The 25,552-nt window shown below is 68.3% G+C and carries 17 protein-coding genes; 12 read left to right on the top strand and 5 right to left on the bottom strand.

The window, feature by feature from the left end; genetic code table 11:
* Positions 1-19 precede the first annotated feature (19 nt).
* Positions 20-3,085 (bottom strand): Calx-beta domain-containing protein, encoded by a 3,066-nt coding sequence (locus DBV35_RS24430; protein WP_108663013.1) that lies wholly within the window; start codon positions 3,083-3,085, stop codon positions 20-22.
* Positions 3,086-3,513: 428 nt separating this feature from the next.
* Between DBV35_RS24430 and DBV35_RS24425 the strand changes: the two genes are divergently transcribed.
* Complete coding sequence (locus tag DBV35_RS24425; protein WP_108663012.1) at positions 3,514-4,743, top strand: glycosyltransferase; 1,230 nt, start codon at positions 3,514-3,516, stop codon at positions 4,741-4,743.
* A 1,560-nt stretch (positions 4,744-6,303) separates the two neighbouring features.
* On the opposite strand, the gene DBV35_RS24420 is transcribed toward DBV35_RS24425, so the two are convergent.
* Positions 6,304-7,269 (bottom strand): LysR family transcriptional regulator, encoded by a 966-nt coding sequence (locus tag DBV35_RS24420; protein WP_108663011.1) that lies wholly within the window; start codon positions 7,267-7,269, stop codon positions 6,304-6,306.
* A gap of 99 nt (positions 7,270-7,368) precedes the next feature.
* Here DBV35_RS24420 and DBV35_RS24415 point away from each other — a divergent pair, with 99 nt between their 5' ends.
* From DBV35_RS24415 to DBV35_RS24380, 8 genes are all read left to right on the top strand, one after another.
* The gene (locus DBV35_RS24415; RefSeq protein WP_108663010.1) at positions 7,369-9,603 is read left to right on the top strand and encodes a xanthine dehydrogenase family protein molybdopterin-binding subunit; all 2,235 of its coding nucleotides are present in this window, start codon (positions 7,369-7,371) and stop codon (positions 9,601-9,603) included.
* Between the two features lie 70 nt (positions 9,604-9,673).
* A complete protein-coding gene (locus DBV35_RS24410) occupies positions 9,674-10,222 on the top strand; it encodes a 3-hydroxyanthranilate 3,4-dioxygenase (protein WP_108663009.1) in 549 nt (182 codons plus the stop codon).
* A gap of 89 nt (positions 10,223-10,311) precedes the next feature.
* Positions 10,312-11,484, top strand: coding sequence for an ABC transporter substrate-binding protein (locus DBV35_RS24405; protein ID WP_108663008.1), 1,173 nt, complete (start codon positions 10,312-10,314; stop codon positions 11,482-11,484).
* A gap of 66 nt (positions 11,485-11,550) precedes the next feature.
* Positions 11,551-12,465: a branched-chain amino acid ABC transporter permease gene (locus DBV35_RS24400; RefSeq protein WP_108663007.1), complete on the top strand. Its 915-nt coding sequence runs from the start codon at positions 11,551-11,553 to the stop codon at positions 12,463-12,465.
* A 2-nt stretch (positions 12,466-12,467) separates the two neighbouring features.
* Positions 12,468-13,454, top strand: coding sequence for a branched-chain amino acid ABC transporter permease (locus tag DBV35_RS24395; RefSeq protein ID WP_108663006.1), 987 nt, complete (start codon positions 12,468-12,470; stop codon positions 13,452-13,454).
* Positions 13,451-14,203 carry an ABC transporter ATP-binding protein gene (locus DBV35_RS24390; protein WP_108663005.1) on the top strand — a complete coding sequence of 251 codons (753 nt, stop codon included), beginning with the start codon at positions 13,451-13,453 and terminating at the stop codon, positions 14,201-14,203. Before DBV35_RS24395 ends, DBV35_RS24390 begins: the two co-directional genes overlap by 4 nt.
* Positions 14,203-14,904, top strand: coding sequence for an ABC transporter ATP-binding protein (locus tag DBV35_RS24385; protein ID WP_108663004.1), 702 nt, complete (start codon positions 14,203-14,205; stop codon positions 14,902-14,904). The genes DBV35_RS24390 and DBV35_RS24385 overlap by 1 nt, the downstream gene beginning before the upstream one ends.
* Positions 14,894-15,403, top strand: coding sequence for a (2Fe-2S)-binding protein (locus DBV35_RS24380; protein ID WP_245944074.1), 510 nt, complete (start codon positions 14,894-14,896; stop codon positions 15,401-15,403). The genes DBV35_RS24385 and DBV35_RS24380 overlap by 11 nt, the downstream gene beginning before the upstream one ends.
* A 6-nt stretch (positions 15,404-15,409) precedes the next feature.
* On the opposite strand, the gene DBV35_RS24375 is transcribed toward DBV35_RS24380, so the two are convergent.
* On the bottom strand, positions 15,410-16,525 hold the full coding sequence (locus DBV35_RS24375) for a site-specific DNA-methyltransferase (protein ID WP_108663002.1): 1,116 nt from the start codon (positions 16,523-16,525) through the stop codon (positions 15,410-15,412).
* 104 nt (positions 16,526-16,629) lie between these two features.
* Complete coding sequence (locus tag DBV35_RS24370) at positions 16,630-21,498, bottom strand: NAD-glutamate dehydrogenase (RefSeq protein WP_108663001.1); 4,869 nt, start codon at positions 21,496-21,498, stop codon at positions 16,630-16,632.
* Between the two features lie 88 nt (positions 21,499-21,586).
* On the opposite strand from DBV35_RS24370, the gene DBV35_RS24365 reads away from it, so the two are divergent.
* The 3 genes from DBV35_RS24365 (at position 21,587) to leuD (ending at position 23,408) form a co-directional block, all read left to right on the top strand.
* Positions 21,587-22,168, top strand: a complete 582-nt coding sequence (locus DBV35_RS24365; protein ID WP_108663000.1) for a peroxidase-related enzyme — start codon at positions 21,587-21,589, stop codon at positions 22,166-22,168.
* Positions 22,169-22,257: 89 nt separating this feature from the next.
* Positions 22,258-22,788 carry a hypothetical protein gene (locus DBV35_RS24360; protein ID WP_108662999.1) on the top strand — a complete coding sequence of 177 codons (531 nt, stop codon included), beginning with the start codon at positions 22,258-22,260 and terminating at the stop codon, positions 22,786-22,788.
* Positions 22,789-22,802: 14 nt separating this feature from the next.
* Positions 22,803-23,408 carry a 3-isopropylmalate dehydratase small subunit gene (gene leuD / locus DBV35_RS24355; RefSeq protein ID WP_108662998.1) on the top strand — a complete coding sequence of 202 codons (606 nt, stop codon included), beginning with the start codon at positions 22,803-22,805 and terminating at the stop codon, positions 23,406-23,408.
* 102 nt (positions 23,409-23,510) lie between these two features.
* Here leuD and tkt read toward each other — a convergent pair whose 3' ends face one another.
* Positions 23,511-25,523, bottom strand: a complete 2,013-nt coding sequence (tkt, locus tag DBV35_RS24350) for a transketolase (protein ID WP_108662997.1) — start codon at positions 25,521-25,523, stop codon at positions 23,511-23,513.
* Positions 25,524-25,552 lie beyond the last annotated feature (29 nt).

Raw genomic sequence — 25,552 nt, 5'->3', positions numbered from 1 at the left:
ACGGGCGGAGGGCGGCGCCTCAGAGAAGAATGTCGCCGAACTCCACCCCGTGATAGGCGCCGTCGACGCGGAAGCCCCAGGCGGTCTCAGACCCGGCGTTCACCGTCGCGTTGTAGCTGACATTGCCGATCAGATACGTGTCGCCCGTCTGGCTGATGATGCGCGCGTTCCAGATGTTGGCGATGGTCCCGTCGGTCGTGACCTCCACCGACCAGCCGCTGGTGATTCGGCTCGCGCTGTCGTTCACCACATAGGAGTCGATCGTGTAGCCGGTCGACCACTGCTCGCGCAGCGTGAACTCCGGGTAAATCCCGTCGCCGTTGAAGTCCGGCCCGTCGCCCGAAGGGGCGTCGTCGTCGCGGATGGTGACGGTCGCGTTCGCGTCGCCGATCACCGCGCCGTCGGCCGACAGGATCCTGAGCGCGATGGTCTCGTCCGCCTCGTCGAGCGTGTCGTCCGAGATCTCGATCGCAAGCGTCGCCTGGGTCTCGCCGGCGGCGAAGTGGACGCTCGTCTCGGGGATCGAATAGTCAGCCCCGCTCGCCGTGCCGCCGTTCGTTGCGACGACGACCGTGATGTCGCTGGTCGCGGCCTCGTCGAGGCTAAGGACCACGTTCGCCGTGCCGACATCCTCGTAGACCGAGAGATCCGCGATCGAGACCGTGGGCACGACGGGGGCGATGTCGTTGTCGAGGATCGTGACCGTGGCGCTGCCGTCGGCGATGTCGACATCGGGTGAGGAGAGGGCGAGGGCGATCGTCTCGCTGCTCTCCACGATGTCGTCGTCGTTGAGGATGATCTCGAGGAGCGCCTGCGTCTCGCCGGCGGCGAAGACGAGCGTGCCGTTCGGGATCGTGTAGTCGCCCGCGCCCGCGCTGCCTCCCGCGACCGCGACGTCCACGCTGACGGCCTCGGTGGGGGCGGTGTCGAGCGAGACGGTCACGAAGACCGATCCGTCGCCCTCGGAGACCGTCGCGTCGGCGATCGAGGCGGCGGGGACGACCGGCGGCGCGCCCTGATCGTCGTCCGTGATGGTAACGATCATCGTCTGGTTGCCGAGAACGCCGCCCGAGGCGTCGCTGAGATTGACCGCGAAGGTCTTCTCCAGCGCCTCTTCCAGCGTGTCGGCGAGGATGGTGATCGCCACCGTCTTCGTGGTCTGGCCCGGCGCGAAGGTCACGAAGCCGCTCGCCGCCTCATAGTCGGTGCCGGCGATGGCGGTCCCGTCCTCGGTTTCCCAGGCGACGCTCACCGTCTCGCCTGCGGGGGCGGAGAGGGTGATGTCGACCATGATCTCCCAGGCGGGGTCCGGCTCGCCGGTGCCTGTGCCCGACAGGTCGCCCCCCAGCGCCGGCGTCAGCAGGTCAACCTTGTTCTGCAGCACCGTCGACCAGTCGCTCGCGAGGATGCCGCCGGTGTCGCCCGAGTTCGGGTTCCACGCCCAGAAGGTCCAGCTGAGATTGTTCTCCTGGAGGTAGGGGATGAACTCGTTCATCCACAGGATGTCCTTGGCGTCTTCGAGCTTCGAGCCGAATTCGCCGACGAGGACCGGGGCGATATCTTGCTGTGCGATGTAACCCCAGACCGAATCCCACTTGTCCGTGAGATTGTCCGGGTATTCGGGGTCGGAGAACCAGGGCTGGTTGTAGATCGAGTTCGGGTAGGCGTGCGGGGAGTAGACGAGCTTGTCCGTGTGCTCGAGGCGGATCGGATATTCGCCGACCTTGCTGAGGTCGCCGCCCCACCAGTAGCTCTGGCCCGTGCCTTCCACGAGGACGAGGACGTTCGGGTTGATGGCGTGGATCGCGTCGATCGCGTCCTCGGCGGCGAGGCGCCAGTCGGTCGCCGGGTTGCCCGAGCCCCACTCGGCCGCGTGCGGCTCGTTGGAGAGGTCGAAGCCGACGACGGTCGGGTTGTCCTTGTAGCGCTCGGCGAGCATCTCCCAGTCGGCGACCCACTCCTCGTGGGTGTAGCCCTCGCCGTACCAGTAGCCGTTGCTCGACGCGCCGTCGCCCGCGGCGTTGCGGTGATTGTCGAGGATGATGCGCAGGCCGATCTCGCCGGCATACTCGACGACGGCGTCGATCACCTCGAGCGAGGTCAGGCCCTGGAGTTCGGGGTTGATCGAATAGTTGATGTCGTTCGGCATCGCGCCGTCGCGCAGCGCGTCGTTGGAAAAGGGCAGGCGGATCGTGTTGAAGCCGAGATCGGCCATCTGATCCATCATGTCCTTGTAGTTGCGGGTGAAGAGCCCGTCGGGCCCCATCCGCACCGTCTCGCCGCCGAACCAGTTGACGCCGGTGAGCTTCACGACATTGCCGGCGCTGTCGACGATGTCGGACCCTTGCGTCGAGAACCATCCGGCCGCGGCGCCGACGGTCGGGTCGCCTTCCTCGATGCCGAGCGCGGCGCCGATCGAGATGGTGGGGGGCGGGGGGAGATCGTCGCTGACGATGGTGATCGTCGCTTCCGCATCGCCGATCGTGGCGCCATCCGCGCCTGAGAGGCGGACGCGGAATATTTCGTTTTCCTCAACGAGTTCGTCGTCGGTCACAGGGATGTGTACGGTGGCGCTCGTCTCGCCGGGCGCGAAGGTGACGGTCGTGTTGACGGCCGTGAAGTCGGCGCTGGTGGCGCTCCCCGTGACGGTCGCGACGCTGACGGTGACCGGCGCGTCGGACGCGGTGTCGAGGCTGACGGTGACGCTCGCGTGCCCGTCCTTCTCGTTCACGACGGCGTCGGCGATCGAGAGGATCGGCAAGGCCGGATCACCCGGATCGCCGACGGGTTCGCCGTTGACCATGATGTCGGTAAAGACAGCGGTCGGACCACTGGGATTGGCGATGAAACCGATGGTCGCCTGTTGCCCCGGTGCAAGCGTACGGTTCCAAGATAAATTCTCGACCACGTAAACATCGCCGACATGGGAGACGATCTTTGCGCCCCAAATCTGTGTGATGTTCACGGGAGTACTAAACGACAGTTGCCAGCCCCGTTCCGGGCCGTTCCCTGTATTTGTTAGCTTAAACTCTCCTTGAAAGCCTGAGGTCCAGCTATTGATTTGAGTGTACGTCGCGTCGAACATATCTGTGACCTGCTGACTCGGAACGAATTCGATAAAGCACAAGACTTCGATGCAGGAAACAATTTTTTGACGCGTAATTTCTCATTCATGCCCAATTCAAAGGTTCGTTAATTGATCGAAAGCGCGAAATATCAGCGCGCGCCGTGGGCTTTTTTCGGTTCTACACGAATCGTCCGACGAATAAATCTTACAATCTCGCAACATCATTTATGTTGCTGGTCGTGCAGAATATCGCATCTTTGCAATATCCTGCCGCCGACCCTGCCGGGCTCCCGCGACATCCTGGGCTGTGGACGGAATAGCAGGGATGCGCAATTTTGAGTTGTTGACGCGCGGAAGTGTGGTATCAACACAAAGATCGCGGGAACGGCGGACCTCTCCTCGCCGTTCCATCTGGACATCGCCCCTTGGAAGTCTGGTGAAGCGCCATGCCGACAGAACCCGTCCGCCTCCTCTGGGTCCTCGCCGACAGCGCCGCCGCTGACCTGCCGCTCGCCCTCGCCCAATGCGGCGCGGCGCGGGAGAATGGGGTCGATGCGCGCATCCTCCTCCTCCACGCCGCACCGGCGGAGCCGTCCGCCATCCACGGGCCAGCCACCCATCAGTCCGCCACACATGGACCCGCGGGCGACACCGTCCCGATCGCCGCGCTCCCGGGCCGCCACGGCGCGAGCGAGCGCCAGCGCCAATTCCTCGACTGGCTGAAGCAGACTCCGCAGGACGTCCTGATTCTCGCCGGGATCGACGAGTTGGAGGGTGCGATCGCGCGCCTTCCCGCCCGCCTCCGCGTCCTCTCGCTGGTGCGCGAGGCGACCTCCCGCGCCTTCGCGGCGACGGTCCGCCTCGCCCCCTGCCTCGACGGTGTGATCGCGACGTCCGAGGGGCTTGCCTGCCGCCTCGCGCCCGCCTTCACCGATCCGGCGCGCCTCATCCTCGCGCGCCCCGGACTCGGCTTCCCCCACCCGGTCGACGTGCTCAGCCACACCCAGCGGGGGGACGATCTCGTCTTCCTCGGCGGCGACAATGTGATGAAGGGTGCGCTCGAGCTTCTCGCCCTCTGGCCGCACCTCTCCCGCGCGGGCTTCCGCGGCCGCATCCACTGGTTCGGCAATGTCGCCCCGCCGGTGCGCGCGGCGATCACCGCGCTCGACGGGCGGGACCGGATCGTCCTGCGCGGTCCGGCCGACCGGGCGAGCGTCCTCAACGCGCTCGCCGCCTCGAAGACGCTCCTCGCCCTCGACCGGGCGGACGGGCCGGGCCTTGCCGCGATGGATGCGCTCGGCATGGGCGCGAGCGTCGCCGCGTGGGATATCGACACCGCCACGCGGGAGCTCGTCACCGCCCATAAAGGCGGCTGCCTCGCCCCCTTCGGCGACCGTGCCGCCCTCACCACAGGCATCCTCGCAACGCTGGAGACCAACGAGGCGACCCGCACCACCATCGCCCGCTCCCTGCGCGCGACATGCGACCCGGCGGCCTCCTGGCCCCACCTCGCCACGGCCCTCACGACCCTCGCCGCCGCCCCGGACGTGCGCGAGGCCACCGAGTCCTGGACCACGATCCTTACCGACGCCGGCCGCCTCCTGCGCACGATGACCCACACCGTCCGAGGCCGCCCCGCCGCCACCCCCCAGCCCGCAGGGCGGGCGCTGGAGTAGGGGCGGGGAGACCGCGCGCGGCACGCTGGCGGACGAGCGGCGTCGCGGGGGAAAGGCGTCGTGTTGCGGCGCTCGGCCGGGCGAGCGCTCGGGTGAGCGGATCTACAGACCTCGGTCGGTGCGGGCCAGGGTGAAGCGAGACCTCACTGTGTGAGAGTGCCGCCGTGGACCTAGAGAGACGCGGCGTGTTGCCGACCTGATGCGTCGAGGGGATGGTCGTATGGGAATAAGGCTCCAGAGTTCGGCGCCGTAAGCGCGGCCTGCAACGCTGATCCGCACGACGTCGCGGCCGTCTTTGGCCCGGATCAGCGCATGGCTGCCAACAGATGGGCGCGGGCCAAGATGATAGAGTATTCCGTGACACCGACGACGCCGAGGCGGCCACCATCTCGGCGGTGCACCGTGCCACCCTTGCCCCTCGGCGCCCCATCCGTCTCAGCGCTTGCCAAGTCCCTCTGAGTCTTTCCCGCGCACAATTCCATCCCGTGTCGAACGGCGCAGAACTGCGCGGACGAGGTCCGCTGAGGCGGGGGCAACGGGGCGGCCGGCCGCCGTGACCTGCGCCAGTTTGCGGCCGATCTCGGACCTGATCAGCGCAGCGCGACCAACCGGAGACGGGCGCGGGCCGAGAGGAGCGCATCGTCCGAGAAAAACGGCGACGCCGGAGCCGACCTCCACCATCGCCACGGCACTGCCCGACTTCCCGGACCCTTCCGACTTTGCGCCGGCAACGCCCAGCTCGTTCCCAATTCCCCGCGCCAACCTGCGTTGAGAGGCGCAGCACCGCGCGGACGGACCCAGCGACGCGATGGGCCGCAGGGGTGAGGGCGGTCGGCCGCCGGGACCTTGTTGGCTCGCAGTTTGTCTCGGTGCGGATCAGCGCATCGTTGCCAGCGGAAAGGCGCGGGGGCCGAAGGGAGCACGACCTGGAAAACCACGACGCCAGGGCCCGCCTCCACCCTCTCGAGCGCAGAACGCCGCCTCCAATCTTCCCGCCACCCATCCGCCCTCGCGCCAGCCACACGCGCCTCGCTTTCCACCGCGCCGCCACCCCGCGTCGAGCGACGGCACCGGACGCACGAGATCCGCGAAGGCATGGACGACGGGAGGTGATGCGGCAGGCGGCTGCAATTTGCGCATCCTTGGCTGACCTCGGGCCGGATCAGCGCCGCGCTACCGACCGGGGAACGGGCGGGGGCCAAGAGGAGCGAGGAGTCCGGGGACGCCGCGACGCCGGGTCCGACCTCCCATTGCGGTTGCCCACGACGCCACCCTACTCTCAAGTCCCTTCCGCTTCCGCGCCGGCAACGCGCAGCTCGTTCCGCATTCCCGCGCCACTCTGTGTCGAGCGGCCGAGCACCGCGCGGACGAGCTCGGCGAAGGCGTGGGCAGCGGGGGTGAGTGGCGGTCAGCCTCCGGGATCGCCACCAGCTCGCGGCTTGTCCCGGTCCGGATCAGCGCATGGCTGCCGGCAGATGGGCGGGCCGAGAGGATCGTGTGCTCCGAGAGGAGCGCGACACCGGGGCCGACCTCCACCCGCTCGAGCGCACAACGCCGCCTCTAGTCTCCCCGCCACCCCTCCGTCCCCGCACCAGCCGCGCGCCCCACCGTCCCGCCACCCCGCGTCGAGCGGCGCAGCACCGTGCGCACCAGGTCCGCGAAGGCGTGGGCGGCGGGGGTGAGGGTGCGGCCGGCGGCGGTGATCTGCACCACCTCGCGGCTGATCTCGGGCTCGATCAAAGCCGCGCTGCCGACGGTGCGGGCGCGGGCCGACAGGAGCGCGTAGGTCGGCAGGACGGCGACGCCGAGCCCCGCCTCCACCATCGCGATCGCGCTCAGGATCTGGTGCACCTCGAAGGCGGGGCGGAAGGGGATGCGCGCCTCCTCGTGGCCGGCCTCGACGAGGCGGCGGATGCCGCTCTCACGGCGCAGCGCGATCAGCGGGTGCTCGGCGAGCGCCTGCCATGGGAGGGAGGTGATGCCCGCGAGCGGCCCCGCCGCCGGATAGAGGAGCACGAGGTGATCGCGCATGATGTGCGTGCTCGCGATCCCGTCCTCGCCCGGCGCGAAGGTGCCGATCCCGATATCGGCCCGCCCGTGGCGCACATGGTCGAGGATCTGGTCGGTCCCGACATCGGCGATGTCCACCGTCAGCCCCGGATGGTCGCGCTGGAAGCGGGCGACGATCTCCGGCAGCACGGACGCGGCGAGGAGCGGCGGGAGCGCGACCCGCACCCGCCCGCGCTTCAGGAGGGCAAGGTCGCGCACGCTCGCGACGGAGCGCTCCAGGTCGTCGAGGATCTTCGCGGCATCCTCGGCGAACTCGACCCCGGCGGCGGTCGGCTCGACACGGCGCGTGGTGCGGTTGAAGAGCGGCAGGCCGAGCTCGGCCTCGAGCTCGCGGATCGCCTGGGAGAGGCTCGGCTGGGTGATCCCGCAGCGCTCGGCCGCGCGGGTGAAGTTGCCCGTCTCCATCACCGCCATGAAGGCTTCCAGCTGGCGGATGCTGATATTGCGCAACGTCATTAATAGGGTGTGCCTCTTAATTTATATCGCAATCGGTGATTATCATATCAAAAAGCTCTGCTCTACTCGGCGCTTCCGTTCGCAAGAGGGGCCCGGCGCTTGACGGCAGAGACGCGCTCGCACGGTTGGATCGGCGCCCCGCTCGCGCGGCGTGAGGACACCCGCCTCGTCTGCGGGCGCGGCCAGTTCGTCGACGACCTGCGGCCCGAAGGCTGCCTCTTCCTGGAATTCGCACGCAGCCCCGTCGCGCGCGGCGTCATCCGCACGATCGACACCGAGGCGGCCCGCGCGATGCCGGGCGTGTGCGCGGTCCTCACCGGGGAGGCGATCGAGACGTTCGGTGTCGCCGCCGTCAACCGCCTCCTGCCGGATTTCGAGGCGAATCCCGGCCCGATCCTCGCCACCCGCGCGGTCCACCATGTCGGTCAGCCGATCGCCGCGATCGTCGCGACCACGCGACGCACGGCACGCGATGCGGCCGACGCGGTGGCGGTGGTCTTCGACGAGGATGCGCCTGAGATCCCGCCCGGTGGCCGGATCGGCCATCTGTGGGAGGCGGGGGACGCGGCGGCGGCATTCGCGGCCGCGCACCTCGTGGTGTCGGCCTCGGTCGACCATGCCCTCGTCGCACCCGCTCCGATGGAGCCGCGCGCCGCGCTCGCCGACTGGACGGACGGCCGCCTCACCGTCTGGCTCTCGACGCAGACCCCCAACCGGGCGCGGGCCGACATCGCCGCGATCTTCGCGATCCCGCCCGACGCCGTGCGCGTGATCGCGCCCGATGTCGGTGGTGCGTTCGGCGGCAAGGCTTCGATCTTTCCGGAGGACCTCGCCGTGGTGGCGGCGGCGCGGCTCGTCGGCGCGCCGGTCAAGTGGTCGGGCTCGCGGGCGGAGGACATGCTCGCCGCAACGCTCGGGCGCGGCGGGCGCACCCGCGCCGAGATTGCCCTCGACGCGGAGGGGCGCATCACCGGCCTTCGCGGCGATCTCGACTTCACGCTCGGCAGCCGCACCCCCTATAGTGCGCTCGCCTCGGGCCGGAACGCGGCGCGCGTCCTGCCCGGCCCCTACGCGATTTCCTCGGTGCGCATCGCCCTTTCGGGGGCAGGGGAGACCATCGCCCCCGTCGGCATCTATCGCGGGGCGGGGCGGCCGGAGGCGGCGATCCTGATGGAGCGCCTCGTCGCAAAAGCCGCGCGTGCGTTGGCGATCGACCCGTTCGAGATCCGCCGGCGCAACCTCATCCCGGCCGCCGCCTTCCCCTACCGGAGCGCGACCGGCGAGACCTATGACAGCGCCGATTTCGCCGCCCTTCTCGACAAGGCCGAGGCGCTCTCTGCCGAACGCCAGCTCACCGCGCGGCGCGACGCCTGGCGCGCGAAGGGCGAGGCGGCGGGCGTCGGCCACGCCCTCTATATCGAGCCGTGCGGGGCGGGATGGGAGACGGCCTATCTCAGCCTGTCGCGCGATGGGCGCTTCATGGCGGCGACCGGGGCGAGCACGCAAGGCCAGGGGCGCGAGACGACGATGGCCCAGATCGTCGCTGACGTGCTCGCTATCGACCCCGGCCGGGTCGATGTCGCGAGCGGGGACACGGCGCGTGTGCCGGAGGGGACGGGGGCGCTCGCGAGCCGGTCGACGGCCATCGGCGGCAGCGCCATGCTGCGCGCCGCCGAGGCGATGCGCGCCGCGATCGGCGAGGCGGCGGCGAAGCTGATGCAATGCGCGGCGGAGGAGATCACCCTCTCCGAGGCGGGATTGGCCGCGCCCGGCGGCGCGAGCCTTGCCTGGGACGCCTTCGCCGCGACGGTGGCGGGGGAGGGGACCGGCCCCGGCCTCAGCGTCACAGAGCGCTACACGACGCCCGGCGAGACCTGGGCGAGCGGGGCGGCGATGGCGCTCGTCGTCATCGACCCGGAGACGGGCGAGGCGCGGATCGACGATCTCGTCTGGATCGACGATGCCGGCCGCATCGTGAACCCGACGCTCGCGCGCGGCCAGCTCGTCGGCGGCATGGCGCAGGCCGTCGGCACCGTCTTCATGGAGCGCATAATCTATGACGGGGAGGGCGAGCTCCTCACCGGCTCCTTCATGGACTACGCGATCCCGCGCGCGGGCGACGTGCCGCCCATCACCATCGCCAAGCTGGAGACGCCGGCCGCCACCAACCCGCTGGGGGCCAAGGGCGTCGGCGAGGCGGGGTGCGTCGCGATCCCGCCCGCGCTCCTCAACGCGATCCACGACGCCCTCGGCACCGAGGACGACCTTTCGCTGCCCATCATGCGTGAGACCCTCTGGAGAATTCTCGCCCGGCGGGACACCATTTCACCATGATTGGCGCTCGACCCCCTGGACGCGCTGGCGCAACCCGCGCCAGTCTCGTCCCCAACACGAGGATGAAGTCATGAAAACGGGGCGACTGAACGCGTTCAACTTCAAGGCCTGGATCGACGAGCACGCCCACCTCCTGAAGCCGCCGGTCGGCAACCAGCAGATCTGGGAGGACGCCGACATGATGGTGACGGTGGTCGGTGGACCCAACTCGCGGACCGACTATCATGACGACCCGGTCGAGGAGTTCTTCTACCAGCTGAAGGGCGACATGGTTCTCAAGGTGGTCGATGACGGCGCGTTCTACGACGTGCCGATCCGGGAGGGGGAGATCTTCCTTCTGCCGCCGCACGTGCGCCACTCGCCGCAGCGCCCGCAGGAGGGCTCGATCGGCCTCGTGATCGAGCCGAAGCGCCAACCCGACCAGCTCGACGCGTTCGAGTGGTATTGTTTCGAGTGCAGCGCCCTCGTCCACCGCGTCGAGGTTTCGCTGAAGAGCATCGTGCGGGACCTGCCGCCGCTCTACAAAGCCTTCTACGAGGACGAGGCCGCCCGCACCTGCCCCGAGTGCGGCGCGATCCATCCGGGCAAGGCCCCGCCGGCCGGCTGGGTCGTCCTCTGATGTCTCGACCGCTCTCGCGGGACCGAGGTCCGGCGGCGCCGCCCCGCACTGCACGATAAGCACAAGACGAACAAGCAAGGGACGCATTGATGAAACGCAGCTCAATTCTCCTCGCCGGCCTGCTCGCGACGGTGTTCGCCGCGCCGGCGGCCATGGCGCAGGACCCGGTCAAGATCGGCATGATCACGACGCTCGCCGGTCCCGCCGGTTATCTCGGCCAGGACGTGCGTGACGGCTTCAACCTCGCCGTCGAGCTCGGCGGCGGCAAGCTCGGCGGCGTTCCGGTGGAGGTCGTCGTCGAGGACGACAACCGCAACCCCGGTCAGGCCCGTCAGATCGCCGAGCGCATGGTCTTCGACGACGACATCAAGATCATGACCGGCATCATCTTCTCCAACATCGCCAACGCGGTGATTCCGGATGTCGTCGATGCGGGCGCCTTCTATATCAGCCCGAACGCGTCCCCCTCGAACCTCGCCGGCGCGGAGTGCAACCCGAACTACTTCTCCGTCGCCTGGCAGAACGACGCGCTGCACGAGGCGGCCGGCTACGTCGCCGAGAATGCAGGCTACAAGACCGCCTTCCTCCTCGCCGCCAACTACCAGGCCGGCAAGGACGCGCTCACTGGCTTCAAGCGGCGCTTCTCCGGCGAGGTCGTCGGCGAGATCTACACCCCGATCGAGCAGAACGAGTTCTCGGCCGAGCTCGCCCAGATCCGCGCGGCGAACCCCGAGGTCGTCTACCAGTTCTTCCCCGGCGGCGCCGGCATCGCCTTCCTGCGCCAGTACCAGCAGGCCGGTCTCCTCGGCGAGATCCCGCTCGTCCTCGGCGAGCCGACGGGTGATGCCGTCATCCTGAAGGCGGTCGGCGACGCCGCCGTCGGCCTGCAGGTCGGCTCCCACTGGAACGAGGACTTCGACAACGAGGCGAGCAAGGCCTTCGTCGCTGCATGGCGCGAGAAGTACGGCGATCGTCCGATCACCACCTACGCGAGCCAGGGCTACGACACGGCGCACGTGATCGGCTCGGGCCTCGAGGCCAATGGTGGCGACATGGAGGATGCCGACACCTTCCGCGAGGGCGCGCGCGCCGCGAACTTCGAGAGCGTGCGCGGCAGCTTCGCCTTCGACACCAACCAGCACCCGATCCAGGACTGGTACGCGATGACCGTCGTCGCGGGTGAGAACGGCCCGAAGCTGCGCACCGACGCCAAGGTCGCCGAGGCCGTCAGCGACGTCTACGTCCAAGACTGCAAGATGTAATCGACACGCGGAGCGGCCCCTCGGCCGCTCCGCAACCTGCGGCCCCCTCGAGAGAGATCGGACCACGTGCTCCTCATCTTCGAACAGATCCTCAACGGCGTGCAGTATGGCGTGATGCTGTTCCTGCTCGCCGCCGGGCTGACGCTGATCTTCGGCATCATGCAGGTCATCAACCTCGCGCACGGCTCGCTCTACATGATCGGCGCCTATGCGGGGACGTGGACCGCCCAGCAGACGGGATCCTTCTGGCTGGGGCTGCCGGCCGGCCTCCTCGCGGCGGCGGTCGCGGGGGTGCTGATCGAGGCCATCGTGGTGCGCCGCCTCTATGACCGCGACCACCTCGACCAGGTGCTCGCGACCTTCGCGCTGATCCTCATCTTCAACCAGCTCGTCGTCATCATCTTCGGCCGCCAACCCTTCTTCGTGGCGATGCCTGAGGGGCTGCAGGACTCCATCCAGCTCCTGCCGGGGCTGCAATATCCGCCCTATCGCCTCATCATCATCGCGGCGGGGCTCGGCGTTGCGGCGCTCCTCTATCTCCTCATCACCAAGACGCGGATCGGGATGCTGGTGCGCGCCGGGGCGACGGACCGCGAGATGGTGCGCGCGCTCGGCGTCAACGTGCGGCTCCTCTACACGGTGATCTTCGCCTTCGGGGCGCTCCTCGCGGGGCTCGCGGGCTATCTCGCCGGGCCGATCTTCGCCGTGCAGGTCGGGATGGGCGAGCAGATCCTTCTCACCACCTTCGTGGTCGTCGTCATCGGCGGGGTCGGCTCGATCCGCGGGGCGCTCGTCGCGGGTGTCATCCTCGGCGTGCTCGACACGTGCCTGCGGGCGTTCCTGCCCGGCATCCTGCGCGTCTTCATGGAGGGACCGGACGCGGACGCCCTCGGCGCGGGCATCGCCGCCATGGGCATCTATCTCCTGATGGCCATCGTCCTTCTTATCCGGCCCCAGGGCCTCTTCCCGGCGGCGCACTGATCATGGACCGTCTCGCCGCCACCCGGCTTCTCGCCCTCCTTCTCGGCCTCCTCGCCCTCGTCGCGCTGCCGCTCATCGCCGAATATGCCGGCAACACCGCCTGGATCTCGATGGCGACGCGCATCCTGATCTACGGGATGGCCGCCGCGAGCCTCAATTTCGCGCTCGGCTATGGCGGGCTCATCAGCTTCGGCCACGCGGCCTTCTTCGGGCTCGGCGGCTATGTGGTCGGCATCCTCTACACGGCCTATTCGGACGAGACGCTGCTCTTCGGCTTCATTCCGGGGACGAACCAGCTCCTCGTCACGCTGCCGGTCGCGATGCTGGTCGCCGGTCTTGCCGCCGCCGCGATCGGCGCGCTCTCGCTGCGCACCGGCGGCGTGCAGTTCATCATGATCACGCTCGCCTTCGCGCAGATGCTGTTCTTCTTCTTCTCCGGCCTCTCGGCCTATGGCGGGGAGGACGGGCTCATCATTCGCCGCACGAACGAGCTCTTCGGCCTCAACATGCGCGACCGGGCGACGCTCTATTACGTGACGCTTGGCGTCACGGCGATCTTCTTCCTGATCTATCGCCGCCTCACCATGTCCTCCTTCGGCACGATCGTGAGCGGGCTGCGCCAGAACGAGCGCCGCATGGCCGCGCTCGGCATCATGGCCTACCGCTACCGCCTCATCGCCTTCATCCTGTCGGGGATCGGCACGGGGCTCGCGGGGGCGATGCTCGCCAATGTGATGCGCTTCACGAGCCCGGACATGCTGTCCTGGAACACGTCCGGCCACCTGATGATCATGGTGATCCTCGGCGGCGTCGGCACGGTGCTGGGGCCGTTCCTGGGGGCGGGCGTGCTCCTCCTCCTGGAGGACACGCTGACCTCGCTCACCGAGAACTGGCCGCTCATCATCGGCCTTGCCCTTCTCGTGATCGTGCTCCAGGCGCGCGGCGGGTTGATGGCGCTCATCAACCTCGTGCGGGGGCCGCGCCCATGAGCGCGCCGATCCTCAAGATCGAGGGGCTGGTGAAGCGCTTCGGCGGCCTCACCGCGACGGACCACGTGGATTTCGACCTCGGCGAGGGCGAGATCCACGCGCTGATCGGCCCGAACGGGGCGGGGAAGTCCACCCTCATCAACCAGATCTGCGGGGAGATGCGGCAGGACGAGGGGCGCATCCTCCTCGACGGGGCCGACATCAGCACGCTGCCGGCCCCCCGGCGCGCGATGCTGGGCCTCGCCCGCGCCTTCCAGGTGCCCTCGCTGCTCAACGACATGAGCGTCCTCGAAAACGTGAGTGTCGCCGTCCAGGTCCGCCGCCACCGCACCTATCGCATCTGGGATTCGCCGCGCGGGCGGCGGGATCTCGCGGCCGAGGCCGCGACCTTCCTCGACGGGACGGGCCTTGCCGATCGCGGCGGGATCCTCGTCTCCGACCTCTCGCACGGGGAGCGCAAGCAGCTGGAGCTCGTCGTCGCGCGCGCGACGCGGCCGCGCCTCCTCCTCCTCGACGAGCCGATGGCCGGCCTCGGCGCCAGCGAAAGCCAGGAGATGATCGCGACCCTCGCGACGCTGCGCCAGACGCACGGCATCCTCCTCGTCGAGCACGACATGGACGCCGTCTTCAATCTCGCCGACCGCATCTCGGTCCTCGTCTACGGCCGGATCATCGCGCACGGGACCGTGGACGAGATCCGCGCGGATCCCGAAGTGCGGCGCGCCTATCTCGGCGAGGAGGAGGCCTGATGCTGATCGTCACCGGCCTCGAGGCCGGATACGGCAAGAGCCGCGTCCTCTTCGACATCAACCTCACCGTCGCCGACGGCCAGCTCGTCACGCTCATGGGGCGCAACGGGATGGGCAAGACGACGACGGTGCGCTCCATCATGGGCCTCATCCGCCCGACCGCCGGCACCATCCGCCTCGACGAGGAGGACATCAGCCGCGCCTCGCCCGAGCGCGTCGCCCGGCTCGGCGTCGGCCTCGTGCCGGAGGGACGGCGCGTCTTCCGCACGCTGACGGTGCGGGAAAATCTGGTCGCGACCTCGGCGAACCGGCTGCGCCGCGCCGAGCCGTGGACGCTGAAGCGCGTTTGCGACCTCTTTCCCCGCCTCGGTGAGCGCATCAACCAGCGCGCGGGTACCCTCTCGGGCGGCGAGCAGCAGATGCTCGCCATCGGCCGCGCGCTGATGACGAACCCGCGCCTCCTCATCCTCGACGAGGCGACCGAGGGGCTCGCCCCGCTGATCCGGGCCGAGATCTGGAGCTGCATCGAGCGGCTGAAGGGCGAGGGCCAGTCGATCCTCCTCATCGACAAGAATCTCCACGCCGTGAAGCCGCTCGCGACGAAGCATTTCATCATCGAGAAGGGGCGCACGGTGTGGACCGGCACCAGCGCCGAGCTCGATGCCGACCACGAACAGACGAGCCGCTACATTGGACTCTGAGACGCTCGCGCGGCCGCTTATCGACCTCGCCCTCACGATCAACGGCGAGCCGGTGCGCACCGAGATCGACCCCGCGACGCTCCTCGTGGAGCTGTTGCGCGAGGAGCGGCGGCTCACCGGCACCCATGTCGGGTGCGACACGTCCCAGTGCGGCGCGTGCACGGTGCATGTGAACGGGCGGCCGGTGAAGAGCTGCACGGTGCTCGCCGCGCAGGTGGCGGGCGAGGCGATCACCACGATCGAGGGGATCGGCACGCCCGAGGCGCTCCACCCCCTCCAGGCGGCCTTCTCCCGCCACCACGCTCTCCAGTGCGGCTACTGCACGCCAGGGATGATCATGGCCGGGCTCGGCATCATCGCCCGCCACGGAGCCGCGCTCGACGCAGCGACGGTGCGCGAGGAACTCGACGGCAATCTGTGCCGCTGCACCGGCTATGAGGGGATCGTCGCGGCCATCCTGGAGGTGGCGCGCGATGGGGAGGGTGGCGGGGGCGGTTAGCCCCGCTCAGGCGTACATCGCGCGGCGGAGCGTCTCGCGCAGGGCGTCGATCGGCACCAGCGTGCCGTCGTCGCTCTCGATGTGCCAGTAGGTCCAGCCGTTGCAGGCGGCCTGGTTGCGGACCGCCGCGCCCACCTTGTGGATCGAGCCCTTGTGGTCGCCCGCGCGGATCGAGCCGTCGACGTGGACGCGTGCGCGCACCCCGTCCCGGCCGCCGATCAGCTCGTCGCCGACCTTCACGTGCCCGGCCTCCACCAGCGCGCCGAAGGGAATGCGCTTCGGCCGGCCCTCGCTGCCGATCTGCGTCACGTCCCGCAAGGGGACGACGTCCGCGATCCGCCGCCGCGCGATCTTCGCGTAGCTCTCCTCCCGTTCGATCCCGATGAAGCCGCGTCCGAGGCGCTTGGCAACGGCGCCGGTGGTGCCGGAGCCGAAGAAGGGGTCGAGGACGGTGTCGCCGGGAAGCGTCGAGGCGAGGAGGAGGCGGTTCAGCAGCGCCTCGGGCTTCTGCGTCGGGTGAAGCTTCGTGCCCTCCGCGTCGCGCAGCCGCTCCGGCCCGGAACAGATCGGCAGCGTCCAGTCCGAGCGGTGCTGGAGGTCGTCGTTGAACACCTTCATGGACTTGTAGTTGAAAGTGTAGTCTGTCCGGCTGCGGTCGGCGACGGCCCAGATCATCGTCTCGTGCGCGTTGGTGAAGCGCCGGCCGCGGAAATTCGGCATCGGGTTCGTCTTCACCCAGACGACGTCGTTGAGGATCCAGAACCCGACATCCTGCACGGCCGTCCCGACACGGAAGATGTTGTGATACGAGCCGATGACCCACAGCGTGCCGTTCGGCTTCAACGCCCGCCGCACCAGCGCGAGCCAGCGGCGCGTGAAGTCGTCATATTCGGCGAAGCTGTCGAACTGGTCCCACGCGTCGTCGACACCGTCGACGCGAGTCTGGTTCGGACGGAACAGGTTGCCCTCGAGCTGGAGATTGTAGGGCGGATCGGCAAAGGCCGCGTCCACCGAACCGGGCTCGAGCTCCGAGAGCCGGTCGAGCGCATCTCCGACGAGGATGTCCTGAGTAAGAAAGGTGGGCCGGGACACGCCCCGTGCCCCGGCCATGTGTTCGCTCATTGCGACGCAATACCCTCACGCAAATCGCAAGCGTTAAGGTAAGGCGAGTGGGTGAAGAGGTCGTTAAAGCCTTTCAGAGATTTCAGTTTACCATTGTTAATGAATTATAAAGCTGCACTCGGTCCGGTTGCTTTGGCTTCACTTGCGAGATCCGTAAGCAATCCTGAAGCAACGGCGATCCGGCTGATAGTCACCATCCCACCCTCGACAATATCGTTGATGGCGCGGCGAATCCTCGGCACCGAGCGGCCCTGTTGAGAGAGCCATGTCTCGACCCGTTCCTGCCCGTTGCCCGAGAACGTGTCGCGCAGGACATCGATCGCGAGGCCGCGGTGGGCGTCGGCGAGGGAACGGCGCGCCCGGTCGAGGGCGAGACCGTCATAATAGTCCTCCACCGAGATATCGCGCGCGATTTGATCGAGTTCGGCAACCTTGAAGATGTCGTTCACCGCGAACCAGACCGCGCCGGCCTCCAGAAGGCTGACATCGCACGAGGAGGCGACCTCCACGATGTCGAGCGCGGCGGAGGCGACCGGCAGGCGCGCGAACATGAGCGCTGTCTCCTCCGGCACGCCGTCATCGATGAAGCGCTGGGCCTGCGCGGCGAGGGTCGTCGCATCCTGCTCGGGCAGGATTTCGGCGAAATGCTCGCGCAGCTTCGTGATGCCGGACTGGAAGCGCTCCACGACCGAGGCGAGCCCGTCCGCGAAATTCTCGTTGCGGAGGAACCAGACCGTCGCATCGAGGAGGAGGAGGCGGGCGTTGGCGTAGAGGTCGAGCTGGGTGTCGCCGGGGATCTCGTTGTCGAGCGCGTCCGCCACCGCGTTGATGGCGAGGAGGTCGAACGAGTCGCGCGCCGCCGCGAAGGCCCGCGCGATTTCCGAGACCGTCGCCCCCGTCTGATCCGCGATCCGCACCACGAAGGTCGGCCCGCCGCGATTGATCATCGAGTTCGCGAGCATCGTGGAGATGATCTCGCGCCGCAGGCGGTGGCGCTGGATCTCGTCCCGGTAGCCGCTCACCATCTCGGTCGGGAAGTAGCGGATGATCTCGCGGCCGAGATACTCGTCATCCGGCACGTCCGACTGGAGGATGTCGTCGTAGAGGGTGATCTTCGCGTAGGCGAGGAGCACGCCGATCTCCGGCCGGGTGAGGCCTTCCCCGCTGGCGACGCGCGCGTCGAGCTGGGAGTTGGTCGGCAGATACTCGATCTCACGGTCGAGCCCGCGCGGCTCCAGCACCTCCATCAGGCGGCGCTGGTAGCCCGCCGCCTCGGTGTTCTGGCGCTTGGAGAGGGAGATCGCGAGCGTCTGGAGGTAGTTGTTGCGCAGGACGAGCGCGGCCACCTCGTCCGTCATCGTGACGAGGAGGGCGTTGCGGTCCTCGCGGGTGAGGCGGCCGGTGCGCATCGCGTCGGCGAGCGCGATCTTGATGTTCACCTCGACGTCGGACGTGTTGACGCCGGCCGAGTTGTCGATCGCGTCGGAGTTGATGCGGCCGCCCGAGAGGGCGTAGGCGATGCGCCCCTTGGGGCTGACGCCGAGATTGGCGCCCTCGCCGATGACCTTGGCGCGCACCTCGGTGGCGTCGATGCGGATGCCGTCATTCGCACGGTCGCCGATGTCCATGCTCGTCTCGCTCGGCGCCTTCACATAGGTGCCGATGCCGCCGAACCAGAGGAGGTCCGCCGGGGCCTTCAGGATCGCGCGCAGCACGTCCTGCGGGGTGAGGGGGCCCGGCCCGATCTCGAGCGCGACGCGCGCCTCGGGCGAGAGGTCGATCGACTTCGCCGCGCGCGAGTAGATGCCGCCGCCGGCCGAGAGCGCCGCGCGGTCATAGTCCTGCCAGGACGAGCGGGGGAGGCCGAAGAGGCGCTCGCGCTCGGCAAAGCTCGCTTCGACGTCCGGGTTCGGGTCGATGAAGATGTCGCGATGGTCGAACGCGGCGATGAGCTTCGTCTGGTGCGAGAGCAGCATCCCGTTGCCGAAGACGTCGCCCGACATGTCGCCGACGCCGATGACGGTGAAGGGCGTCTTCTGGATGTCGTGGTCAAGCTCGCGGAAGTGCCGCTTCACGGCCTCCCACGCGCCGCGCGCGGTGATGCCCATCGCCTTGTGGTCGTAGCCGGCCGAGCCGCCCGAGGCGAAGGCGTCGTCGAGCCAGAAGCCGTGCGCCTGGCTGATCGCGTTGGCGGTGTCGGAGAAGGTCGCCGTCCCCTTGTCGGCGGCGACGACGAGGTAGGGATCGTCCTCGTCGTGGCGGATCACCTGGGGCGGATGCTTGACCGTGTCGCCGTCGAGATCGTCGGTGATGTCGAGGAGGGTGTCGACGAAGATCTTGTAGGCCTCGCGCCCTTCCTCGGCGAACCCTTCGCGGTTGGAGCGGTCCGGCAGCTTCTTCGGGAAGAAGCCGCCCTTCGCGCCGACCGGCACGATCACCGCGTTCTTCACCTGCTGCGCCTTCACGAGGCCGAGCACCTCGGTGCGGAAATCCTGCGGCCGGTCGGACCAGCGCAGGCCCCCGCGCGCGACCGCGCCGAAGCGCAGGTGAACGCCCTCGACGCGCGGCGAGTAGACCCAGATCTCGCGGAACGGGGCCGGGCGGGGCAGGCCCATGATCGCGTGCGGGTCGAACTTGAAGGCGAAGGTCTCGACCGCCATCCCGTCTTCGTCGGTCTGGAAGACGTTGGTGCGCACGATCGCTTCGATGAGGTTCTGGAAGCGGTGGACGATCGTGTCGTCGGCGAGGCTCGTCACGTCATTGCAGAGCTCGTTGATCTCGTCGACGAGCGCGGCGATCGCCTCCTCGCGCAGCCCCTCGTGCCGCTCCGGATCGAGGCGGGCATAGAAGAGGTCGACGAGGGCGCGCGCGATGGCCGGGTAGCGGTTCAACGTCTCGGCCATGAGGTCCTGGCCGTAGGGGATGCCGGTCTGGCGCAGATAGCGCGACAGGGCGCGCAGGATCGCGATGTCGCGCCAGCCGAGCCCGGCATTGAGGAGGAGGGCGTTGTACTCGTCGCTCTCCGCCATCCCTTCCCAGACGGCGATGAAGAGCGACTGGAGCTTCTCCGCGTTCGCCACGACGTCGATCGTCGCGCCGGAGGCGACCGAGAGGGTCATGTCGTGGATGTAGACGCCCTCGGCATTGTCGCCCGGCACCTCCACGCGGAAGGTGCGCTCGTTGACGACGATGAAGCCCATATTCTCAAGGATCGGCACGCGCGCCGACAGGAGGATCGGCTCGTCCTTGTGGTAGATCTTGAGCGAGCAATGGTCCGGCTCGTCCGTGTCGCGGCGGAAGAAGAGGATCGCGGTCGGCGTGTCCTCGCTGATCCGCTCCAGGATCATGATGTCGCGCACGGCGCGCTCTGCCGAGTAGGTGCCGCGATAGCTCTCCGAGAAGGATTCGGACCAGGCGGCGATCTTGAAGCGGTCGAGGCCGAGCTTGGGCGCGGCGATCGAGGCGCGAAGCAACTCGTCGGCCCAGGTGCGGATGATGGAGGAGATCCGCTCCTCCAGTTCGCGCGGGTCGGGGCGCGGCGTCTGCCCCGTGCGGCGGCCGATGATGAGGTGGAGGCGGTTCAGCACCCCTTCCGGCATCGCGAGATAGCGGGCCGAGACGTGGCCGTCATAGGCCTTCGCCATCAGCGTCTCGATCGCCTCGCGCACCTGTGTCGTGAAGCGGTCGCGCGGCACGAAGATGAGGAGGGAGACGAAGCGGTCGAACGGGTCGATGCGGGGCAGGATGCGCACGCGCGGGCGCTCGGAGAGCTGGAGGATCGCCAGCGCGAAGCGGGTGAGGAGCGCCTCGTCGATCTGGAAGAGCTCGTCGCGCGGGTAGGTCTCCAGGATGTTGATGACGGCGTTGCCGGAATGGCTGTCCGGGTCGAAGCCGAGCTTCTGGATGACGTTGTTGACCTTGCGGCGCAGCATCGGGATCTCGCGCACCGACTTGTTGTAGGCCTCCGAGGTGAAGAGGCCGACGATGCGCAACTCGCCCGCGAGCGCGCCATATTCGAAGCGCTTGACGCCGACATAGTCGAGATAGGTCCGCCGGTGGATGTGGCTCTGCACATTCGCCTTGGCGATGAAGACCGGCTCGCCGTGCTTCAGGAACTCGCGCACCTCGGGCGTCATGGTGACGAGCTCGTTGCCGCGGCGCAGCACCTTGATGTTCGGGTCGCGCAGGATGCCGAGGCCGGCATTGTCGGGCGCGACGAGCTCGCCCTCGTCCGGCGAGCCGTCGAGCGTGTACTCGCGCATGCCGGTGAGGATGAAGGCGCGCTGCTCGATCGTCTCCAGGAAGTCGATCGCCTCGTCGAGCACGTCGCGCGGGACGGGGGGCGGCTGGTGGCGGTAGCGCTCGATCGCCTCGCGCAGGAGGCCGCGCATCTTCGGCCAGTCGGCGACGGCGGCGTCGACCTCGCGATGCACCTGCATCAGCGAATCGGTGAGCGCCTGGCGCTGCTCCGGCAGGTCGAGCGGGTCGACATGGACGTGGACGAAGCTCTCGTGGCGATACCCGTCCCCGGCGCGCGCCTCGCCATGGAAGCCGACGAGGCGACCGGTGTGGTCACGCTCGACCGCGAGGATCGGGTGGACGACGAGGTGGAGGTCCAGATTCTGCGCGTGCAGCTCATTCTTCAGCGAGCCGAACAGGAAGGGCTTGTCGTCGTTCAGCGCCTCCACGACCGAGATGGTGTGCCCGCTCTCGGCCTCGGTGATGCCGACCTCTTCCGGCGCCATGACGACGACGCGGGGCGTCCCGGTCTTGCGCTGCTGGAGCGCGGTCCAGGCGGCGTGGGAGAGGCGCATGAGGTCGTCGACGCTGTAGCGCGCCAGATCCTCGGCCGCGGCGTGGCGGAAAAGAAGCTCGGCGAAGGTCGCGAAACCGACGTCACTGTGCTCTTCGCGGACGGCATCGGCTAGGGAGCTGAGCTTGGCGTCCTTGGTGTCTTCGAAATCTTCCAGCATGTTGCTCCTCCCCGCGGGCTCTGAACGGCCCGCCCACACGATAGCGCGTCCCAATGAGATGCCCGATAAGAACGGGAGGGGTCTACCCATGGAACATGAAGAACCGGTGATCTCACTCAAGCTCGCTCCCGCCGAGCTGTCCCCAGAGACCCGAGCCTATTTTGACAAATGTCGTGAGAAGCTCGGTCTCGTGCCCAATGTTCTTCTCGCCTACGCCTTCGACGAGAAGAAGTTGCGCTGCTTCACCGAACTCTACAACGACCTGATGCTGGGCGAGTCCGATCTCTCCAAGCTTGAGCGGGAGATGATCGCCGTCGTCGTCTCCTCGGCGAATCGGTGCCACTACTGTCTGATCGCGCACGGCGCGGCGCTGCGCGAGCTTGCCGAGGACGCCGCGTTCGGCGACACCATTGTCACAAACTACCGCGCGGCCGACCTCACGCCACGCCACCGGGCGATGCTCGACTATGCCTGGGCGCTCACCGTGCGGCCTGCCGAGATGGGGCCCGCGGACGAGGCAGCGCTGCGCAAGGCGGGCTTCTCCGACCGGGCGATCTGGGATATCGCCTCGGTCGCGGCATTTTTTAACATGACCAACCGCGTGGCGAGCGCCACCAAGATGCGCCCCAATCCGGAATATTACGGACAGGGCCGGAAAATTGCCCCATGACGGGGCGATGATGTGGCGGCGGGCCGAGCGCGTGTGCCACACCGGAACGCGCCGCCGCGCGGCTCGACCGTTAGGGAGACGAAGCGACCATGGACGTCAAAGAACTGTTCGATAATTTTCAAACGGTCGACCTTCAGTGGTTCGTCCCGGTTCTCGGTGGCCTTGCCGTCATCGTGGTCTCGCTTCTGGTCGGCCTCTTCCGGGGGATGACGGCGGGCGTCATCGTCGCCATCTTGTTCGGTGGGCTGATGTCGATGTCGCCCATCCTGTTGAACGCGCTCCAGCACCGCGAGGACACGCGGGTCGACCGGGCGAGCGCGAGCGTCGCACGGGGCGCGGCAGAGCTTGCCGCGCTCAACAACGAGGCCGTGCTCGATATTTCGCGGGTGATCGCCACGCTTCGCAACGCGCTCGACGGGCTCGGCCCGCTCCTGCGCGCGCCGGAGGACACCGACACCACGGAAGAGGTCGCGCGCTTCACCCAGAGCTTGACCGACATTGAAGACCGGCTGGATTCGGCGATTTCGTCGCTGTCGCGCGCCAATCTCTTGCGTCAGCGCCTCGAAGAGGAGATCCAGACGCTAGAGGCGGAGCTCGATCGGGCGCCGGGCTCGCGTTAAGGAGGACCAAGGACATGCAACCGTTCACGACGCTGACTTCGGTGGCGGCGCCCCTCAGGATGATCAATGTCGACACCGACATGATCATTCCGAAGGATTATCTGAAGACGATCAAGCGGACCGGCCTCGGCCGCGGTCTCTTCGCGGAGATCTCGCGCAAGTCGGACGGGACGCCCGATCCGAACTTTCCGCTGAACCAGCCGGCCTACCAGAACGCCGCGATCCTCGTCGCGGGCGACAATTTCGGCTGCGGCTCCTCGCGTGAGCACGCGCCCTGGGCGCTTCTCGACCGCGGCATCCGCTGCGTGATCTCGACATCGTTCGCCGACATCTTCTACCAGAACTGCTTCAAGAACGGCATTCTGCCGGTGAAGGTGACGGCCGAGCAGCTCGAGGAGCTGATGCGCCACGCCGAGCGCGGCGCCAACGCGACGCTGACGGTCGACCTGCCGAGCCAGACCATCCAGGGCGCCGACGGCGAGCCGGTCCATTTCGACATCGACCAGGGCCTGAAGCACTGCCTCGTGAACGGCCTCGACGAGATCGGCATGACGATGCAGAAGGCCCCGAGCGTCGCCGCCCACGAGACGCGCCTCAACGAATCGCGCCCCTGGATCTGATTGCGCCGCGCCCAGGCGGGCGCGCGACCAGGACGCCGACACGAAAAAGCCCCGGCTGGTGATCCAGCCGGGGCTTTTTGCTTGTTGCGGGGGGCAGGGGGCTCAGCGGCCGAGACGCTCGCGCACCGCCTCGACGGTGTGTTCCGGCGTGATGCCGAAGTGCTCGTAGAGCTCCTTGTAGGGGCCGGACGCGCCATATCCGCTCATGCCGATGAAGATGCCGTCGCGGTTGATGATCCAGTCCCAGCCCTGGCGCACCGCGGCCTCGATCGCGACCTTCACCGGCGCGTTGCCGATGATCGCGCTCTGATAGTCGGCGTCCGCCTCGGCGAAGAGCTCCATGCACGGCACGCTGACGACGCTCGTCGGGATGTCGAGCGCGGCGAGGCGCTTCGCGGCCTCAACCGCGATCTCGACCTCGGAGCCGGTGGCGAAGATCGTCGCCATCGGTTCGGCGCTCGGCTGGACGAGCGTGTAGGCGCCACGCCGCATCCGGTTCTCCGTCGCGCCGGGGGCGGCGAGGACGGGGAGGTTCTGCCGGGTGAGGGCGAGGACGGAGGGACGCTTCGCCTCCAGCGCCAGCTCCCACGCCTCGGCCGTCTCCACCGCGTCGCAGGGGCGGAAGACGAGGAGGTTCGGCATCGCGCGCAGCGCCGCCAGATGCTCGACCGGCTGGTGGGTCGGGCCGTCCTCGCCGAGACCGATGGAATCGTGCGTCATCACATAGACGACGCGCGTGCCCATCAGCGCCGAGAGGCGCATCGCCGGGCGGCAATAGTCGGAGAAGGTGAGGAAGGTGCCGCCATAGGGGATGAGGCCCCCGGCGAGCGCCATGCCGTTCATGGCCGCCGCCATCCCGTGCTCACGGATGCCGTAATAGACGTAGCGGCCGTGATAATTGTCCGGGCTGATCGGGGCGAGCTGGTCGGTCTTTGTGTTGTTCGAGCCGGTGAGGTCGGCCGAACCGCCGATCGTCTCGGGCAGCACCGCGTTGATCGTGCCGAGCACCCGCTCGGAGGCCTTGCGCGTCGCGACCGAGGGACGCTCCTCGAGGAGGTCGTGGCGCAGCGCCACCATCGCCGGGGCGAACTCGCTCGGCAGGTCGCCACGCAGGCGCCGGTCGAACTGGGCGCGAAGCTCGGCCTCCATCGCGTCATAGCGCTGGCGCCAGCCCTGGTGGGCCTGGGCCGAGCGCAGGCCCGCGATGCGCCATGCGTCGCGAATGTCCTCCGGCACCTCGAACGGGCCGGCGGTCCAGCCGAGCTCGGCGCGCGTCGCGGTCGCCTCGGCGGTGCCGAGCGGCGAGCCGTGGACGCCGGACGTGCCGGCCTTGTTGGGCGAGCCGTAGCCGATCGTCGTCTTCGCGGCGATGAGGGTCGGCCGGTCGCTCGCGGCGGCGCGCTTCAGCGCGGCGTCGATCGCGATCGGGTCGTGCCCGTCGATCCGCTCGGCGGCCCAGCCGGCGGCCTGGAAGCGCATCACGACGTCGCCCGATTCGGACAGCGAGGTCGGGCCGTCGATGGAGATGCCGTTGTCGTCGAACAGCACCGTCAGCTTGTTGAGCTTCAGGTGGCCGGCGAGCGAGATCGCCTCGTGGCTGATGCCCTCCATCAGGTCGCCGTCGGAGGCGAGGACGAAGGTGCGGTAGTTGATGATCCCGTCACCGAACTCCGCGTTCATGATGCGCTCGGCGAGCGCCATGCCGACGGACGTGGCGAGACCCTGGCCGAGCGGGCCGGTGGTGATCTCGATGCCGCGCCCGTGCATCGCGCCCTCGATCCCGGTCGCGTGCATATATTCGGGGTGGCCGGGGGTCTTGGAGTGAAGCTGCCGGAAGTTCTTCAGCTCGTCGATCGTGAAGTCCTCGTAGCCGAGGAGGTGATAGAGCGAGTAGAGCAGCATCGAGCCGTGGCCGGCCGACAGCACGAAGCGATCCCGGTTCGGCCACTCGGGGTAAGCGGGATCGACGTTGATATGATGGACGAACAATGTCGTCACGAGGTCTGCGGCGCCCATCGGCAAACCGGGATGGCCGGACTTTGCGGCCTCCACTGCATCAACCGACAGCATCCGGATGGCGTTCGCCATCGGTTTTAGCTTGTCCACATCCACCATCTGAGACACTCGAAGGGCTTGGTGTTTAT

The organism is Acuticoccus kandeliae (assembly GCF_003073115.1).
The sequence above is the reverse complement of the archived record's forward strand: the minus strand, read 5'-3'. Positions and strand labels throughout refer to the sequence as shown.